This window comes from Devosia sp. P2_G7, assembly GCF_056403495.1.
Map to the genome: position 1 here is coordinate 133,372 of NZ_JBFUFI010000002.1, position 17,205 is coordinate 150,576.

The 17,205-nt window shown below is 66.6% G+C and carries 14 protein-coding genes; 7 read left to right on the top strand and 7 right to left on the bottom strand.

Annotated features, from left to right (window positions below):
- Positions 1-47: 47 nt before the first annotated feature.
- Genes AC1DWU_RS03785 through AC1DWU_RS03810 form a run of 6 tightly spaced genes read left to right on the top strand, consistent with a single transcriptional unit; the run spans position 48 to position 5,275 of the window.
- The gene (locus AC1DWU_RS03785; protein ID WP_477148634.1) at positions 48-1,550 is read left to right on the top strand and encodes an alpha-mannosyltransferase; all 1,503 of its coding nucleotides are present in this window, start codon (positions 48-50) and stop codon (positions 1,548-1,550) included.
- Positions 1,547-2,779 carry a glycosyltransferase gene (locus AC1DWU_RS03790; RefSeq protein WP_477148635.1) on the top strand — a complete coding sequence of 411 codons (1,233 nt, stop codon included), beginning with the start codon at positions 1,547-1,549 and terminating at the stop codon, positions 2,777-2,779. Before AC1DWU_RS03785 ends, AC1DWU_RS03790 begins: the two co-directional genes overlap by 4 nt.
- A gap of 25 nt (positions 2,780-2,804) precedes the next feature.
- Positions 2,805-3,101, top strand: coding sequence for a hypothetical protein (locus tag AC1DWU_RS03795; RefSeq protein ID WP_477148636.1), 297 nt, complete (start codon positions 2,805-2,807; stop codon positions 3,099-3,101).
- A complete protein-coding gene (locus AC1DWU_RS03800; protein ID WP_477148637.1) occupies positions 3,074-3,901 on the top strand; it encodes a hypothetical protein in 828 nt (275 codons plus the stop codon). Before AC1DWU_RS03795 ends, AC1DWU_RS03800 begins: the two co-directional genes overlap by 28 nt.
- A gap of 59 nt (positions 3,902-3,960) precedes the next feature.
- Positions 3,961-4,140, top strand: coding sequence for a hypothetical protein (locus tag AC1DWU_RS03805; protein WP_477148638.1), 180 nt, complete (start codon positions 3,961-3,963; stop codon positions 4,138-4,140).
- Positions 4,141-4,177: 37 nt separating this feature from the next.
- Positions 4,178-5,275: a glycosyltransferase gene (locus AC1DWU_RS03810; protein WP_477148639.1), complete on the top strand. Its 1,098-nt coding sequence runs from the start codon at positions 4,178-4,180 to the stop codon at positions 5,273-5,275.
- Here the strand turns inward: AC1DWU_RS03810 and AC1DWU_RS03815 are convergent.
- From AC1DWU_RS03815 to AC1DWU_RS03845, 7 genes are all read right to left on the bottom strand, one after another.
- Positions 5,220-6,356: a nucleotidyltransferase family protein gene (locus AC1DWU_RS03815; RefSeq protein WP_477148640.1), complete on the bottom strand. Its 1,137-nt coding sequence runs from the start codon at positions 6,354-6,356 to the stop codon at positions 5,220-5,222. The genes AC1DWU_RS03810 and AC1DWU_RS03815 overlap by 56 nt on opposite strands.
- Positions 6,353-7,339: a glycosyltransferase family 10 fucosyltransferase gene (locus AC1DWU_RS03820; RefSeq protein WP_477148641.1), complete on the bottom strand. Its 987-nt coding sequence runs from the start codon at positions 7,337-7,339 to the stop codon at positions 6,353-6,355. The genes AC1DWU_RS03815 and AC1DWU_RS03820 overlap by 4 nt, the downstream gene beginning before the upstream one ends.
- 141 nt (positions 7,340-7,480) lie before the next feature.
- Positions 7,481-8,041: a DUF4360 domain-containing protein gene (locus AC1DWU_RS03825; RefSeq protein WP_477148642.1), complete on the bottom strand. Its 561-nt coding sequence runs from the start codon at positions 8,039-8,041 to the stop codon at positions 7,481-7,483.
- A gap of 12 nt (positions 8,042-8,053) precedes the next feature.
- Entirely contained in the window at positions 8,054-8,617 is a 564-nt protein-coding gene (locus AC1DWU_RS03830) for a DUF4360 domain-containing protein (protein ID WP_477148643.1), read from the bottom strand.
- A gap of 127 nt (positions 8,618-8,744) precedes the next feature.
- Entirely contained in the window at positions 8,745-9,344 is a 600-nt protein-coding gene (locus AC1DWU_RS03835) for a DUF4360 domain-containing protein (RefSeq protein WP_477148644.1), read from the bottom strand.
- A 125-nt stretch (positions 9,345-9,469) separates the two neighbouring features.
- Positions 9,470-12,067, bottom strand: coding sequence for a vWA domain-containing protein (locus tag AC1DWU_RS03840; RefSeq protein WP_477148645.1), 2,598 nt, complete (start codon positions 12,065-12,067; stop codon positions 9,470-9,472).
- Between the two features lie 26 nt (positions 12,068-12,093).
- Positions 12,094-13,377: a VWA domain-containing protein gene (locus AC1DWU_RS03845; RefSeq protein ID WP_477148646.1), complete on the bottom strand. Its 1,284-nt coding sequence runs from the start codon at positions 13,375-13,377 to the stop codon at positions 12,094-12,096.
- A gap of 219 nt (positions 13,378-13,596) precedes the next feature.
- Here AC1DWU_RS03845 and putA point away from each other — a divergent pair, with 219 nt between their 5' ends.
- The gene (gene putA, locus AC1DWU_RS03850; RefSeq protein ID WP_477148647.1) at positions 13,597-17,148 is read left to right on the top strand and encodes a bifunctional proline dehydrogenase/L-glutamate gamma-semialdehyde dehydrogenase PutA; all 3,552 of its coding nucleotides are present in this window, start codon (positions 13,597-13,599) and stop codon (positions 17,146-17,148) included.
- The last annotated feature ends 57 nt before the right edge of the window (positions 17,149-17,205 follow it).

Here is a 17,205-nt window from a genome sequence, read left to right on the forward strand (position 1 = left end):
AGCTGCGATCGGTCGGTGGCCGTCGTGGCATCCATCAGGGTCGATCGATGAACCAGGCAGAGGCTGCAGCCGAACGTGTCCGGCAGCTGGCCACCCAGATCCGAACTGCGGCGCGCGATCAGCCGCCCCTCGAAGGCACCGGACGCGGGCTCGTCGTTGTGGCCGGCGGCGCGCGGATCTTCACCAATGCCTATGTGCTGCTGAATGTGCTTCGGCATACGCTGGGGTCATCGATCCCGGTGGAGCTCTGGTACTTCGGCCAGGCCGAGATTTCTCCGGCCATGGCGGCCCTGGTGCAGCCTCTTGATGTCCGGCTGGTCGATGCAGTGCCGCTCATCGCAGCGACGGGCGCAAACATCCAGGACGGCTGGCAGCTCAAGTCGTTCGCCCTTCTGCACAGCCGCTTTGCCGAGGTGCTGTTGCTCGATGCAGATCAAGTCCCGGTCAGCGATCCGGCCGCCTGTTTCGATTGGCCGCAATATGCGCAGACCGGTGCGGTGTTCTGGCCCGACATCGTCGATCTGCGCAAAGACAACGGCATCTGGCCGCTGCTCGGGCTCGAGCCACGACGCGCTGTCTCGTTCGAGAGCGGTCAGCTTCTCGTCGATCGCCGCCGCCACGCCGCAGGGCTCGCCGCCGCCGTGAGGTTGAACGAGGCGGCCGAGGACATCTATCAGCTGATTTACGGTGACAAGGACACATACCTGTTGGCATGGCAGATGCTGGGCGCGCCGTACGCGCTCGTGCCCTACCGGCCTTATGTCGACGAGTTCATGCTCGTGCAGCGCGACTTCGAGGGCAACGCCCTGTTCCAACACCGCACCAACGCCAAGTGGCAGTATGGGGCGGAGCAGCGGGAACTGTTCGGCTTCCAGCACCAGACGGCCTGTCTTGCCGCCCTCGCGGAGCTCGAACGCCGCTGGAGCGGCCACGTCTTCACCCCGCCCGATCGCAGCCTTGAGGCGCGGGAGATCGAGCAACAACTGATCGCGCAGGGACCGTACGTGTTCGAAGCAGGCGACGAGCCGGCCTTCTCCATCAAGTTCGAGCCACAGGCCGAAATCGGCCAAGGGCGGGCCGCCGACCGCCGCCACTGGTGGGTCGAGGCGACTGGCAACAAGGTGCGGCTGATCCTCTCCGGGGGCGACCAGCAGAGTTACGTGCTGGAGCGCGGCACCGACAACCTTTGGAGAGGCAGGCGACATAGATTGCCGACGGTCAGCGTCAGCCTCGTTCCTGGAGGACGCGGCCAGTCCGTGTCGAGCCCGGACCACTCCGGGCTCGTCGACGACCTGCTGCGGGCGGGCGGGGCCTTCGGAGGGCACGGCGACCCGCAGCCGCGGCTGGCTGATGCACTGAGATTGTTGTCAGAAGTCGTCCCTGGCGTGCGGGATCGCCTCCAGCATCTGGCCCAAACCCAGCCGGACCAGGGCGTCGGCGAGCGGCTGCGCGCCCTGGCCGACGGCCTGGGGCAACCGCTAACGCACCGCGACGTCGATCGCAGCCTGAAATTCGAGGTCGGTTACATCCGCGCCGAGATTCCCGGATGAACGATCGGCCACGGGCGCTGCACGTCGCGCCGATCATGCCGGCTCGCTCTGGCAATGGCCTCGCCATGCGGCAGGGCATGTTCCTTGAGGCATTGAGCCGGGTGTTCGACACGCACCTGGTGGTTCTCCCCATCGCCGGAGGATCCCAGAACCCGCGAACGCTGCCCGATGAACTCGGCGTGCAGACGACACACATCCCAGTGGCGGGGAGGCAGGACACCCACTTTTCGCTTCTGGTGCGACTGACCGATCCGGCGGCTCGCGTTGCGGCGTTTCGGTCGTACGGCCGTAGCTCGCTGGCCGCCCACCTCTCCGTGCCGGTGCTGACCGAGCTTCGGGCTGTTGTGGGGCAGGGGACATACGACCTGGTCCATGTCGGCCGCTCCTATCTCGCCGACGCGCTCTCGGTTGCATCGGGAACCCGCACGACGATGGACCTCGATGAGGACGAGTGGACCTCCTACCAGGAGGTCGGGGCGACGCTGCGCGATAGTGATCCGGCCGGCGCCACGTGGGCAGAGGCCGAGGCCACGGCAATGTCTGCGTTGATCGACCGCTCGGCGTCCGGTGTCATCCGGCACTTCATTTCAAGCGAGCGCGACGCGGAATGGATTGGCCGGCGGCATCCCGGTCTGGCGCTGGAAATCATCGAGAATGCGGTAGTCCTCCCAGGCAAGTATGACCGCAGCGACGACGGCGGGACGCTGCTGTTCCTCGGCGCGTTCGGCTACTCACCCAATGTCGATGCAGCGCGCTGGCTGGTGCACGACATTTGGCCGATCGTGCAGAGGCGGGCCAAGCGACCCGTTCGGCTAGTGCTCGTCGGCCGCGACCCCGACCGTGTGGACGATCTCGGAACGCATCCCGGCGTCGAGCTGCGCGGCGACGTCCCCGACGTTGCCGATGCATATGCCGCTGCAACGCTTTTCGTTGCTCCGCTGCGCGCCGGGGCAGGGACCCGGATGAAGCTCCTGGAAGCTGCAGCGCATCGGGTCCCGATCGTCACCACCAGCCTTGGGGCCCGTGGCTTGCCCCTCGTCGCCGGCCGCGACGTGCTCGTCGCAGACGAAGCCGATGACTTTGCCGTGGCCATTCTGGATGCGCTGCAGAACCGCGAGGCGAGCGCCGCACGGGCCGGGGCCGCGCACGAGATCGTCCGCGCAAGCTACGACCGGGCGCAAGCCGTCGAGCGCCTCGCTTGCCGACTGCGCGACATTGCCGCTACATGACTGCCGGCCTAAGGAGACCGATGCGATGACCGAAATCACCCCAGATACGAAGTTCCACACCGTTGACGGCGTTGAGCTCAATCGCGTTCCCGACGGTGCCATGGTCTATCAGAATGACCGCGAGCGGGTGCACTTCCTCAATCCCACAGCTCTCGTCGTCTATGAACTGTGCGGCCTCAGCAAGACCGCCGGCGAGATCGAGATTTTCCTCGCCGATGCCTTTGGCCTCGGCGCCTCGCCCACGGAGGCGGTCCGCGAGTGCCTCGCATCGCTGCTCGATGAAGGACTCGTCGTTTGCGCCCCGTCATCTGCCGCACCCTGAGACGCGAGTACCGTCTCCATCCCCCCACCGCCGAGATCGGCGCGTTGCTGGCTTTCGTTGGAGCCGAGCCTGCGCTGCCGGGGCTGTCGCTCGAGCCCGTCGATGTTCCGATCCACTTTCGGGACGGCTTCCTCGTCGCTTCAGTGCCGGGTGAGGAGAGCATCGAAGGCACACCCAATCACCTGATCGGCGCCATGCACCGGGTGGTGCTGACGGACCTCGTCGAGGGCGATCCCGATACCCCTTTCGTCCACGGCGCAACGGTCGTGGTCGAGGGGCGGCGAGTGCTGATGGTCGGTCACAAGGGCTGCGGCAAGAGCACGTTCTCGCTGCACCTCGCGATGGCCGGACACGACGTTGAGGGCGACGAGCACCTGATGATCCGGGAGAGCGAAGTGATCGCCCGGCCTCGCACGCTGCGCGTGAAAGAGGGGAGCCTGCAACTCGTCGCCGGCCTTCCCGACGCGATACTCGAGGCGCCATCGATCCTCAACTGGGACGGCACAGCGATCCGCTCGGTCAGTCCGGCGGTGGGCGGCAGGCCATGGGTGATTCGCGCCGGACACCTCGACGCGATCGTCTTTCTCGTTGCCAACCATGGCGGCCGCTCGGCCGCGCGGCGGATCGCCGGCAACGAAGCCTTCGGCCGCCTGATGGGCGAGATCATGCTCCCGCGCGCTGGCGTTGCCGCCGCTACTGGCCGTTTGCGCCGCCTCGCGCTCGAGGTGCCGGCGTACCAACTGTTGCTCGGAGACCTCGATACTGCGGAATGGCACCTGCGCAAGATCGCAGCCAGTTGACGTAATCGACGTTACGCGCCAACATTTCGTCGTTGAGGGATCATTTTTAGGGGATTGCTTTGTCCGAAAAGAATGAACATGAGCGGCTCGAACAGGCGCTCGAAACTGTTGACCAGGGCCGCCGCGCCGCGCTGCGCAAGCTGGTGACCACCTCGGCCTTCGCGGCCCCGGTGGTGGTGTCTTTTGCCATTGGCGGTCTCACCGTCAGCCCGGCACTGGCCGCTGGCAACGCTTCTTGAATCTGGCGCTGGTGCTGGTCCCCGGATCAGCGCCTGCATGATCGTCAAGAACGAGCAGCCGTTTCTCGACGGCTGCTTGTCGTCGTTGCAGGGCCTCGTGGACGAGGTCGTCGTCGTCGATACGGGCTCCACCGATGCCTCCATTGATATCGCGCGACGGCACGACGCCCGTGTGATCGAGTATGCATGGCACGATGACTTTGCAGCGGCTCGTAATGTTGGCCTGGCGGCTGCCTCGTGTGAGTGGCTGCTCTACATCGATGCCGATGAGCGGCTGGTAGGAACAACGCGCGAGGACCTGCGCGAGGGCCTTTCCTCGCCCGATGTCTTTTGCGCTCGCCTCGTCTTCCGAGTGGCCAGCAACCGGACGCTGTTCCGCGAGTATCGGCTGTTCCGGAATGATCCGCGGCTGCGCTTCAAGGGCGCCATGCACGAGACGATCCGGCCTGATCTCGACGTCTTGCAGCGAGACATCGGCGCCCGCGTGATCGACGTGCCGGCAAAGCTCGTCCACCTGGGTTATGACGGCGATATGACCCGGAAGTACCTGCGCAACCTGCCACTGCTGCGGGCAGCCGTCCTCCGCGATCCGGACCGCGTTTACTACTGGAACGACCTCGCACACACCCTCGCCGGGCTCGGTGAGACAGACGAGGCGATCGCCGTCTCGGCGGAAGGCGTGGCGCGCGCCGTGCCTGCCGATCGATCGAGCCGCATCCTCCGCAGCATGCTGATTCACACCCACGCCCGCCTCCGCGCGCAACGCGGCGAGGATGTGCGCGAGTTGATCGAGACCGGGCTTCAACTCTACCCCGCCAACTGGAGTCTTCGCTTCCTTCGCGCGCACGCCCAGATCGACGCCGGCGCGCCCGATGCCGCACTGGCCGATCTGGAAGCGCTCGTCGCCCAGGATGCGGAGAGCCTCTGTGACGACCTTCTGGCGCATGACCGGCGGATCTTTGGCTGCTACGCCCACGACCTCATGGGGCTTGCGCTCCTGCGCATGGGGGATCGGACCGGCGCCGCCGCGGCATTCGCCCGCGCCGCCGCCGCTGCACCCGATGTGCTCGAGTACCGCGTCAAGGCGTTGGCGCTTGGCGGCGCATCGGTCGAGGCAGGATCATCGGCCGCTTGACGAAGGTCAGCGGCATCGCGAGCCACCAGTACATCCGTCGCAGGGTACTTTCGCCGCCCTGGGCTCGCCGCATGCGCTCCGGGTGTCTGGCCGCACGCAGTTCCGGACCGATGCCCGTCTCACCCTCGGCCGCGCGCATGTTCTCCCACCACTGCATGGCGTCCTCGGCCAGCCGCAGCGGCGCCACAACGGGCATGCCGAACAAGTCGACGGCCGTCGCAACCCAGAGCTCGAGGATCGCCAGCAGCCGCGGATGGCGCGCCGCTCGCGCGACCAGTGCGTAACGTTCGTCCGCACCCAACTCCATCACCTCGGCGGCGAACTCGTAGAGGCCCTTGGGCTCGATCAGCGCCCGCTTCACCGCACGGTGCCCGACATGGTGGTGCACCATGCCGTGCAGCACGCTGAGGTGGGGCGGCAATACCGCGACACCAGTCGGGGAGGCGACCGCGGCGGCGATCAGCTCTGCGGTGGGCAGGAACTGCTCTACCCGCGACGGGCCACCGCGACGGTGGATCTCGACCCAGCCGGGCAGGTCGTCACGATAGAGCTCATGCAGGTGGTGATGGACGAGTCGAGGGCGGGGCTTGCCGTCCAGCCGATACCCCAGCGACAACACGATTTCCTGCGCCTCGACTGCCCAGTGCGGCGCAACGAGCAGGTCCATGTCGCGCAAGTGCCGCCAGTCCGGGTGTCCGGTGACGATCGAGCGGCCTCCCTTTAGCGCGATTGGCACGATCCCTGCGCGACCGAGGGCCGTTGTGATCTCCGCGAGGCGCTCCCTGAGCACCAGCCGACGGGCGACATGGTCAGCCTCGCGCTGCGCCAGGGCCTTGGTGACCGTCATCCGTCCATCCGGCAACGTCAGCGGCGGCACCGCCGGGGCGAGCCCCTGCCGCGCCACCGCGCGCACCAGCACCGACCCCAGGCGCTGCTCGTCGGCGTAAGCAAGCAAGCGGTCCCACCCGATCACGTCGATGCGCACCTTGAGCTCATCGGCGTGCGCCGCATCGGCATCGAACCTGATGCAGGCGCAAAGCAGGGTGTGCGCCGCGTCGCGGCTAGCCGGATCTGCCGTCACTGGAACTGCACCTTCGTCGTCGGCTTGCCGGTCAACCGCCGAGCCAGCCGCGTGCTGCGCGCGGACAACGCAGCCATGAGCCCGAAGGGAAGGCTGGGCCTGCCCCGCCTGTGATCGGCCCGTGCCTCGCGGACCAGTTCGAGAAGCCGGACCCAAGAGGGCGTCGCCGTCGCCTCCAGCTTCTCGCGCATCCACACCGGCAGCGGCTTGCTACGCCAGGCGAAGTAGGCCTCGTACTCGTCCGGGCTGTTCATCAGGTGTCGCAGGTACTCCGCGAGGCCCTTGGTTCCGCCATAGGCCTCGGCGTCGACATACGAGTGCTCAGGCGCGAACTCGGCGGCGTTGGGGGCGCCCCGGTAGACCGGCACGGTGCCGACCAGCAGCGGATCGAACAGCTTCTCGGTGACGTAATCGGCGCCGATCGAGTTCTCGAGCGACAGGCAGAAGCGGTAGCGCGCGATGGTGTCGAGCTTGCTCTGCCGGCCCTTGTCCTCGCCGAGCTCGCGGTTGCGATAGACCCGTCCGTAGGAGTCGACGGGAATCTGCCGCATCAGGGCGCGCGAAAAGGCGTTGCGGCCGCACCCATCGATGATCGCCGTCTGGAACATGACGAGCGGGGCAGCCTCGGTCTTCTCGGGCTGCGTCAAGCCAAGGGCCGCGTTCCATCGCGCGAGGCCCGGCAGGTAAGACGACCAGACGTCAGCCGTACGCTCGTAGGTAACCGTCAGGTCGAAATGGCTGAGGAACGCAGGGTCGGCCATGCGCGGGTAGTTGATGGCGCTTTCCATGGACCACAGCACCCACATTTGTCCGGGATATTTCGGCGTGTCGTGTAACTGGCTAGGCCTCCAGTCGGGGATGTGAAACACCACCGCGTCGGCTTCCGCAATCCGGGCTGCATCGGTGGTGAAATGTCCGCGTAGCCCCGCCGGCACGCCCTCGAGCGGCACCGGCCCCCGGAAATAGGGAGTGCGAAACAACACTAGCGGGCTTGTATCCGTCAAAATGCGCGCCTGTCACCGTTCCTCCGATCCGTAGCCGCCACCACGGGAGCTAGGCAAGGGCGACGATGGCCTATGGCTCAAAGCAGTCGCCCACGAGAGGCAACTCATGGCCCAGAGCGGTCACGGTTTACATTTCTTGGTGTCGAAGTAGTAGATCAGCCCGCCCTTGGCGGCGCCGTCCGCCGAGTCCAGCGTCGCCATCGCTTCACCGGCGCCAGTCAGCGCCAGTTTCACCGAGACGTTGAGGACGGCCTCGTCGCCGCAACCCACCCGTTTCATCAGGCCGGCGCCGATGTTTTCGGTGAACAGGAACTCGCCATCGTGCTCGCCCTTGGTGGTGCGGCGGAAGTGGCGGCCCTTGTTCCGCGGACCCAACTGGTAGTCGACGGTCAGCTCCGACGTTTCCTTGCGTGCCAGGTGCGCATAGCCGCGATAGTCGACGCGGTAGACACCGAGGCTGTAGCCCTCCGGCAGATGCAGGGGAACCGACAGGCTGCACTGCTTTTGCTCGTCCCCAGCGGAAACCAGGAACGCATCGAAGAGAATGCTCAGCGCCGTGCCGTCGGGCGAGTTGACCACCGAATAGGTGCCCTGCGGGCATCCGTCCTGCGCCATGACAGCGGTGGCAAGGGGGTTGGCGAGTGCGAGCGTGAGGAAGCCGAAAACGAACTTGATGTTCATGCGCTGGCCTTTCTAGCAGTTCCGCCACTGCAGGCGGTAGACGATGGCGGTCTTGATGTCCTGCGACCTGATGCTCGAGGATGCCGCGCGCCCCCCGCTGGTGCTGACGCGCAGGCTGGTGTTGCTGCGCAGGATGACGTCCGCTCCGCACGCCGACCACACCTTGGCTCCGATGGTGTCGGATAACGCGAACCGACCCTGTAGCGGTCCATCGAAGGCCCGCGTCAGGACCGGCCCGCGCCCTCCGGCGAAGAAGTACTCGGCCCTGAACTGCGCCTTGGCGCCGGCCGGCAGGCGGTTGACGCCGCGATAGTCCACCGCCACGACCGACACCGAGATGCCCTGGGGAACACTGAGGGGAATGGCCAGGTTGCAACTCTTGCGGTCGAAGCTGCGGCTTCCGCCCGCGGCAACCTGGTACCGATCGAACCTCAGGCTGAGGCTCTTCTTGTCGGCACTCAGCGCCACTGCTGCGGTGCCGGCGGGACAGCCTGTTCCGCCGTAGCTTGCTTTGCCCAGGCGCAAACCGGTCTGGGCGTAGGCAGGCAGGCTGATCGCGAGAATGGATAAGGCCAACAGTAAGGCTCGCACGGTGAAACTCCCCGTTCCTACCCCCAAGCCTCCTGCTATTCGCCGACTCCCGGCGTCCGTCCCCGAGCAAGCGGGACGGCGCGTGCCGTCCCCTTTGCCCGGGTGAGGTGCGCTAGCACTGCTTCCACTGAAGCAGGTAGACGATGGCGGCGCTCACGTCCTCGGAATCAACGGTTGCGAGGGCCTGCTTGTTGCCGGTGGTGGTGACCCTGATGCTCGAGTTGGTGCGCAGGTTCACGTCTGCACCGCAGGCCGACCAGACGATGGCCTGTGCCACCAGTTCATTGTGGATCAGATAGTCCTCGTCCTTGGGGCCATTGAACCTCCGAGTGAAGGTCGGGCCACGCGCGCCCGCGAAGAAGTACTCGACGTTGAACTGCGAGTTGGCGCCGACGGGGACATTGTTGTAGCCGCGGTAATCGATGGCCAGGACGGAGATGGAAAGCCCCTGCGGGACGAGTACCGGGATGGCAACGTTGCAGCTCTTGCGGTCGAACGTCCTGCCGGTGTCGCCACCCGCCTCGACCGAATAGGCGTCGAACAGCAGGCTCAGTGATTTCGCGTCAGGACTTAGGGTCGCCGAGACGCTGCCACCCGGGCAGCCAGTCCCGCCATATCCCGGCTCACCCAACGCGATGTCGTCTTGTGCATGAGCAAGCGGAGCAAATGTACCGGTGAGGGCCAGTGCTGCAATCGCCAAGATCTGTTTCATTTTGGGGGTCCTTCGCTTCCAAGTTGGCAACCATGCCCCCAGTGTTGAACCTAGCAGATGGTCAGTGAGCTTCGCATGAGAGGCGCGTTCAGGCTCGGTTCAGGTTCCCGAGCGCGCCGGCCCGACTAGGGTTGCGTCGCCGTCAAGGTGAACGAGTCCGGCGCGCTTGCGTCGTCGTAGCTGTCGGCCACTTCGAGCCAGTAGCGGCCGCCGGCCGGCACCTCGAGCTTCAGCTCGCCATCGGCGCCGGGGGCAGGCGAGGACGTCCAGTTGGCGACTACGTCGAGGTTGGCGTCGAGCAGGCGCATCGCGACGTCGATGTTGACGGGGACCTGAGAGGCACGGACGGTGAGCGGCCCCGCGGTGGCATCGAGCAGGTAGAGATCGTGATCGCCGCGCGGCAGGATGCTGGCCTGCAAGGGCGAGCCGAGCGCGAGCGGTTTGGCGTCCCGTGGGCGGTCGTTCGGCTCGAGCGCGTCCTCGGCGGCGGTCAGCGTCGCGGTCAGCGTCACCGGCAGAATGGAACGCCCGTCGTCATAGGCGTCGGCCACCAGCAGCCAGTACTTGCCAGCTGTGGGCAGGTCGGCATCGAAGGTGAAGGGGGCGCCCGCGGCCGGTGCCGTCGCCCAATCGCGGACGACGTTGAGGTTGCTGTCGACCAGCCGCATCGCCACCTCGATCCCCGCGACGCCAGTGGCCGCGATCGACAGGCGGCCGCGGTGCGCGGCGTCGAGCACGAAGTTGTCGCGGTCGCCGCGCGGCAGGATGGTGAGCTGGGTTGGCACGCCGAAGGCGAGGCTCGTTGCAGCCACGCTCGTGTTGTTGGGCTCATTGGCATCCGGTGATGCAATGAACGCCGCGTTGAGCTTCAGCGGAGCGGGCGAGCGCGCGTCGTCATAGGAATCTGCAAGCTCGATGACATAGCGGCCGGGCCCGGGCAGATCGACGACGAAGGTATTGTCGACGCCGGCTGGCGTCGACTGCCAGTCGCGGAGCATGGCGTTGTCTGGCCCGTAGAGGCGCAGCGCAGGATCGATCGCCGCGGGGACGCCGCTGGCGGTCACCGTCAATTCACCGTGCTCCTCCACTTCCACGGCGAGGAAATTGTGCTCGGTGCGCGGGAATACGGCGACATCCGTGGGGGTCCCGAGGGACAGGATCGCGGGCCGGGTCAGGCTGTTATTGGGCTCGGTTGCGTCGATGGCCGGGGTGAAGGACAGCGCCAGCGAGTAGGGGTCGGGCGAGGTCGCATCGGAGTAGCTGTCCGACATCTCGATGATGTAGCGCCCTGCCTCGGGCAAATCGGCTTCTGCCGGCGCGGTACCGGGAAGCAATGCGGATGTCCAGTCCCGCACCAGCCGCCGATCGATGTCGTCGACGCGCGCCACGAGGTCGACAGGCGAGGGCATGGAGTTCGCAGCAATCGTCAGGAGCCCCGCGCCCGGAACGTCGAGCGCGCAGAAGTCGACATCGCCCTGCGGGCTGATGCTGTCCTGAATGCCGCGCGCGATGTCGAACGGGGGAGCGGCCGCGAAGCTGTTGTTGGGCTCGCCGCAGGCCAGCGCCTGAACCGGCGATCCGATGCCAAGCCGCACCTGCACGGTCTGCGCCTGCTTGGCGACGGCTTCGAATGGGGTGCGGCCGGTGGCCGTTCCTACAGCGGCCTCTGCAAGATATTGGCCGGGCGCCAGCGGCAGAGCTGGCCGCGACACGCCTGCCGTGAGCGGAACGGTGTCTTCGCTCGCCAGCGAGGTAACGGTCCAGATGACGCCCGTGGTGATGGCGTTGCCGGCCTGGTCGAGCGCCTCGAGCGTGATGAGGTCGGTCGCCGCCGGCGTTGCGGCACGGTTGGCGACGGTCTGCAGCGCCTGCTGCAGCTGCGGGGCGTTGTCGGCGGTGAGGTATAGCCCGCCGGTTTGTTCGGCGAGGCAGGCCAGCTGCTTTTCGTTGGCGGCGACCGAGAAGCCGATCACGTGGACGGAGAAGTTGACGCCCATCTTGGCGAGTTCGCCGGCGAGGGCGCAGGGGTCGCCGCCACAGGTCTCGATGCCGTCGGAGAAGAGGATGACGCTGGCCGGTCGGTCGGTGGTCGCGAGGTCGTCGGCGGCGCGGCGAACAGCCTCGGTGAGTGGGGTCTTGCCGCGCGGCGTCAGGTTGTCGACGAGCGTGCTGAACGCGCCGGCGTCGAGCGGGGCGACCGACCGCAGTGTCTCGATATCGGTGCAGTCGGACGTGCGGTTGTGGCCGTAGGCGACCAGACCAAGGTCTGCGGCGGTGTTCCAGGACTGCAGCAGCGAGCGGACGGATTCGCGGGCGATCTCGATCTTGGCCCGGCCCTCGATCTGGCCCCACATGCTGTTGGACTCGTCGAGCACCAGCATCACGGCCGGGCGTGCCGACGCGTCTGCCGGGCTGCCCGAACCGAGGCCTGTCGCCTTGCCCAGCGCGTCGGTGAGCTGCTGCTGGTTCTCGGCGGCGTAGTACTGGCCGCCGCCAGCCTTGGCCGCTTCCTCCAGCTGCGCCTTGGTCGCTTCGTCGACGCCGAAGCCGATGATCTGCAGGTCGATGTCGATCTTGCCGGGCGCAGGACCCGGACCTTGGCCAACCGCGGGCTGGCCGCTAGTTGGCGGAGGAACCAGGCCCGGGGCCTGCTGCGCCTGGGCGGCCGGGTAGAGCAGGGCCAGGAAGAAGGCGAGGGTGGCGGCGATACGCTTGGCGCTCATCAGGTCCCCCTGTGCGCGAGGTTCGACTATTCCTTGGCGGCCCCGATCAGGTCGCCACTGCAGCTCTCCGCCCCATCGGTCAAGACGACGAGGCGCTGGCTCTTGCCCTTGCCGTTGGCGCGCAAATGCTCCTTGGCAAAGCTGATACCCGCGGCAAGTGGGGTGCCGCCGCTGGGCGTGATCGGTTCGAGGGCGGCCAGCAGCGGCGCCGAGGTGGTGGTGAAGTCCTGCACGACGCGGATGTCTCCGCATTCGAAAAAGACGATCAGGGCGACCTCGACCTTGCCGCTCATCTGGCCGATCACCTGGCGCGCTGAGGCCTTGGCCTTATCCATGCGGCCCTGTTCCTCCATGCTGCCCGAGGCATCGAGGAGGATCGCGATCGATTCATCGACCTCGCCGCCCAGCATCTCGAGCAGCTGCTTGTCGAGGCTCGCGACCTCCCCCTCCGCAGCCTTGGCCTTTGCAGCGAGCGCAGCCTTGGCCTTCTCGGCCAGCTGCTGCTGGTACATGTCTTCGACCCAGGCGTTGAGGAACTGGTCCAGCTTGGCTTCCCACTCTGGAGTCAGCTTGTCCCTGGTTCCCGGAACGATGAGGGCATCCTTGGTGTACTGCTTGAAGAACTCCTCGGTCGCCATGACCCGCATCGCACCGAAGGAAATGTTGACGATTGCCTCCTCGGGGGGCGCCCCGTTGTCGCGACGCCGGGCATACCCATCCACCACCGCCTGAGTGACAGCGGGCTCGTAGACGAACTTGTTTACCAGCTCCATGCCGGTCTTGACCCAGCTGAAGGCGCTGAAGCCCTTCATGAATGCAGCGACCGCCGGATCGAAGCTCCCCATCTTCTTGAGGGCTTCCTCACCGATCTTTTCGAGGACTTTCTTGAGCGCTTCGCCATCATTGGCGCTCTGCAGGTCATTGCCGATGCGCACCAGCAGCAACGCGTTGCCGTATTGCTCGAAGAAATCGTTCAGCTCGGGCCTGTTCAGCAATTCCAGCGGCTTTGAGCCGAACGACGCTACCTTGTCGTTGGCCTCGAAATAGGTGCGCAACGCATCCCGTTGCTCATCGGTCAAGGCGGCATTGGCTGCGCTCACCGGCAAGAATAAAGCCAGGCAAACAACCATCAGAAATCTAAATGATGTAAACCTTGCAAGAAGCCTCATGACGTAAGCTCCTTCCTGCGCGACATCTGTCAGTATTGGTCGCCCCAGGCGGCCGAACATAGATGTTGTAATAATCGCGCGGATAGAGATGGCCGCGGCAACTGTCGCCATCGACGTCTTGCCTTCGTGTCCGGCGGTCAAGTCGTTCGTCTATCTCCAGAAAGATATACTATAGATCGGTCGTTTCGGATGCAAGTCACGACGCCGGGAACTTCGGAACGGACGCTCCACCCGAAGCGTCGCCGGCCTGGCGACGGAATGACCGCTGCGACTTTTAGTCCAGCTAAAATCCTGTGCGGCCCATCACATTTTCCCCACACAAATCAGCGACGCGTGCCACAGTCAGGCACGGGGGCATAAATGGGCGATCTCAACGAACTCCGCGGCCGCATTCGGGCAGCCATCCTCGCCGACGAGGCCGAGACCATCGCGCGGCTCAAGGCCGATGCGGCGCTCTCCGCCGAGGACCGTGCCGCCATCGGCGCGCGTGCGCTGAACCTGGTCGAGAAGGTACGCGCCGCCCAGTCCTCGGGCATGCTGGAATCCTTCCTCGCCGAGTATTCGCTCTCCACCGACGAAGGCATCGCGCTGATGTGCCTCGCCGAGGCGCTGCTGCGCGTCCCCGACAACCGCACCATCGACGACCTGATCGAGGACAAGATCGCGCCGTCGCGCTGGGCCGAGCATCTCGATCGCGCCAATTCGGCGCTGGTCAACGTCTCCACCCTGGCGCTCACCCTTACCGGCTCGGTGCTGCGCGAGGGCGGGGCAGGCATCGCCGGCACTATCAAGAATTTCGTGCAGCGCATCGGCGAGCCGGTGATCCGCTCCGCGGTGATGCAGGCGATGAAGATCCTCGGCAGCCAGTTCGTGCTCGGCCGCGACATCGAGGAGGCGACCCGCATCGCGCGCCGCGCCGAGAAAGACGGCTTCACCTATTCCTACGACATGCTCGGCGAAGCGGCCCGCACCGAGGCCGACGCCAAGCGCTACCGCGCCGCCTATGCCGAGGCGATCGCCGTGCTCGCCACCCGCTCCACGGCCGGCTCGGTCCGGGATAACCCGGGCGTTTCGGTAAAGCTCTCCGCCCTCCACCCGCGCTACGAATTCATGAAGCGCGAGCGGGTGATGGATGAGCTGGTCGAGCGCACGCTTGCCCTCGCCATGATGGCCCGCGGCGCCAACATGGGCTTCAACATCGATGCCGAGGAGGCCGACCGGCTCGACCTCAGCCTCGATGTCATCGCCGCCGTTCTCTCGGACGAGCGCCTCAGCGACTGGGACGGCTTTGGTATCGTGGTGCAGGCCTATGGCCAGCGCGCCAGCCATGTCATCGACTGGATCGAGGCGCTGGCCGAGCAGCTCGATCGCCGCGTCATGGTGCGGCTGGTGAAGGGCGCCTATTGGGATAGCGAGATCAAGCGCGCCCAGGTGCTGGGTCTATCAGGCTTCCCAGTGTTCACCCGCAAAGCCGCGACCGATGTGAGCTACATCGCGAACGCCAAGCGGTTGCTGTCGAAGACCAACCGCATCTATCCGCAATTCGCCACCCACAACGCCCACACTGTCGCCGCTGTGCTCGAGCTGGCGCAGACCCTCGGCGTCGGCAACGACGCCTTCGAGTTCCAGCGCCTCCACGGCATGGGCGAGCGGCTGCACCAGATCCTCCACGACGAGCACCAGACCCGCACCCGCATCTATGCGCCGGTTGGCCGCCACTCCGATCTCCTCGCCTATCTCGTGCGCCGCCTGCTCGAAAACGGCGCCAACGGCTCGTTCGTCAACATGATCGCCGATCGCGACGTGCCCGCCGCCGAGGTGGTACACGACCCTTTCGAGGCGGTCGAAACCGCCAAGGTCAAAGTGCGCGCGCCGAACGGCCTGTTCGCTCCAACACGCGCCAACTCGCGCGGCCACGATCTCACCGATCCGCTGGTCGTCCAGTACCTGCTGGCCGATCGTGACCGCTTTCGCCCGAGCGAGAAGCGCTGGCACGCTGTGCCGGCTTCGCTGGTCGCCGGCTGCCAAGGCGAGCAGTTCAACATCGTCAGCCCGGCCACCGGCGAGCCGGTGGGCGACGCCATCGGGGCAGGGCCCGAGACGCTGGAACTGGCCATCGCCACCGCCAAGGACGCCGCCCCAGGCTGGGCCGCCCGCCCGGTCGCCGAGCGCGCGCTGCTGCTGCGCCAGGTCGCCGATCTCTACGAGGACAACGCCGCCGAGTTCTTCGCGCTCTGCGCCCGCGAGGCCGGCAAGACGCTCGCTGACGCCGTCGGCGAAGTCCGCGAGGCCGTCGATTTCCTCCGCTTCTACGCCGCCGAGGCTGAAGCGAGTGAGCCCCGCCAGCCGTTGGGGGTGTTCACCTGCATCTCGCCGTGGAACTTCCCGCTGTCCATCTTCACCGGCCAGGTCGCCGCCGCGCTGGTCGCCGGCAACACCGTCTTGGCCAAACCCGCCGAAACCACGCCGCTGATCGCCGCGCTCGCCGTCCGCCTGATGTACCAGGCGGGCATCCCCGAGGAGGTGGTCCAGTTGGTCCCCGGCTCCGGTCCGGTGGTCGGCTCGGTGCTCACCTCCGATCCGCGCATCGATGGCGTCTGCTTCACCGGCTCGCTCGCCACGGCCAAGGCCATCGACGTGAAGATGGCCGACAACCTGGTGGCCGGTGCCGCCCTTGTTGCCGAAACCGGCGGCCTCAACGCGATGATCGTCGACTCCACCGCGCTCCCCGAGCAGGCGGTGCGCGACATCCTCTCGTCTGCCTTCCAGTCTGCCGGCCAGCGCTGCTCGGCGCTCCGCATCCTCTACGTGCAGGAAGACGCCGCCGAGCGGACCCTCGAAATGCTCTACGGCGCCATGGACGAGCTGAAGCTCGGCGACCCGTGGGACCTCTCCGTCGATATCGGCCCGGTGATCGATGCCAAGGCCAAGGCGAAGATGGATGCCTACATCGCCGATTTCGCCGCCCGCGACGCCGTGCTGCACCAGCTCGCCGCGCCGGAGCAGGGGACGTTCGTCGCCCCTACCGTGCTCAAGGTCTCGGGTATCGCCGAGATGAAGGAAGAGATCTTCGGCCCGGTCCTCCACGTCGCGACCTTCAGGGCGGAAGACCTCGACGCCGTCATCACCGCCATCAACGCCTCGGGCTACGGCCTCACATTCGGCCTCCACACCCGCATCGATGGCCGCGTCGAGCAGATCTCCGACCGCGTCCGCGCCGGCAATATCTACGTCAACCGCAACCAGATCGGCGCCGTGGTCGGCTCGCAGCCGTTCGGCGGTGAAGGCCTCAGTGGCACCGGCCCGAAAGCCGGCGGCCCCAACTACCTCAAGCGCTTCTGGCGCCCGGAGGAGCGGTTCGAGCCCTCCACCAGCGTCAACCCGCTCTCCGGCCTTTCCATCGGCTTTGCCATCGCAGCCGTCGACCAGGTGAAGATCGGCATCGAACGCGTCGGCATCGAGCCGGCCCAGCAGACGCTGCCAGGCCCCACCGGCGAATCCAACACGCTCTACACCTGGCCGCGTGGGGTCGTGCTTTGCCTCGGTCCCGGCACCGAGAGCGCCCTGCAGCAGGCCACATTGGCGCTGGAACAGGGCAACGGCGTGCTCGTCGTCGCCCCCGGCGCCAGCCGCATCGCCGAAGCGCTCGGCGCCAATGGCGAGCCCATCGGCGGCCTCGACAAGAAACTGTCGCCCGCCGCCATCGAAGCCGGCCTCAGCGTCGACGCGATCATGCATTTCGGCACCGACGCCGACCTCCGCCCCTGGCGGCAAGCGCTATCCCGGCGCGAGGGCGTGATCATCCCCCTCATCACCCGGCCAAGCGATGCCGAACGGCTGATCACCGAGCGGCATGTCTGCATCGACACGACAGCCAGCGGCGGCAATGCGGAGCTGCTGGCGGGGCAGTAGGGGCGCCGAGAGCCGTCTGCCAACAACTGACAGATCCAATCCGTCGAATCCCCCACG

Coding starts and splice junctions, on each gene's coding strand:
- putA (WP_477148647.1), top strand. CDS start 13,597: ATGGGCGATCTCAACGAACTCCGCGGCCGCATTCGGGCAGCCATCCTC.
- AC1DWU_RS03790 (WP_477148635.1), top strand. CDS start 1,547: ATGAACGATCGGCCACGGGCGCTGCACGTCGCGCCGATCATGCCGGCT.
- AC1DWU_RS03840 (WP_477148645.1), bottom strand. CDS start 12,067: ATGAGCGCCAAGCGTATCGCCGCCACCCTCGCCTTCTTCCTGGCCCTG.
- AC1DWU_RS03825 (WP_477148642.1), bottom strand. CDS start 8,041: ATGAACATCAAGTTCGTTTTCGGCTTCCTCACGCTCGCACTCGCCAAC.
- AC1DWU_RS03785 (WP_477148634.1), top strand. CDS start 48: ATGAACCAGGCAGAGGCTGCAGCCGAACGTGTCCGGCAGCTGGCCACC.
- AC1DWU_RS03835 (WP_477148644.1), bottom strand. CDS start 9,344: ATGAAACAGATCTTGGCGATTGCAGCACTGGCCCTCACCGGTACATTT.
- AC1DWU_RS03795 (WP_477148636.1), top strand. CDS start 2,805: ATGACCGAAATCACCCCAGATACGAAGTTCCACACCGTTGACGGCGTT.
- AC1DWU_RS03810 (WP_477148639.1), top strand. CDS start 4,178: ATGATCGTCAAGAACGAGCAGCCGTTTCTCGACGGCTGCTTGTCGTCG.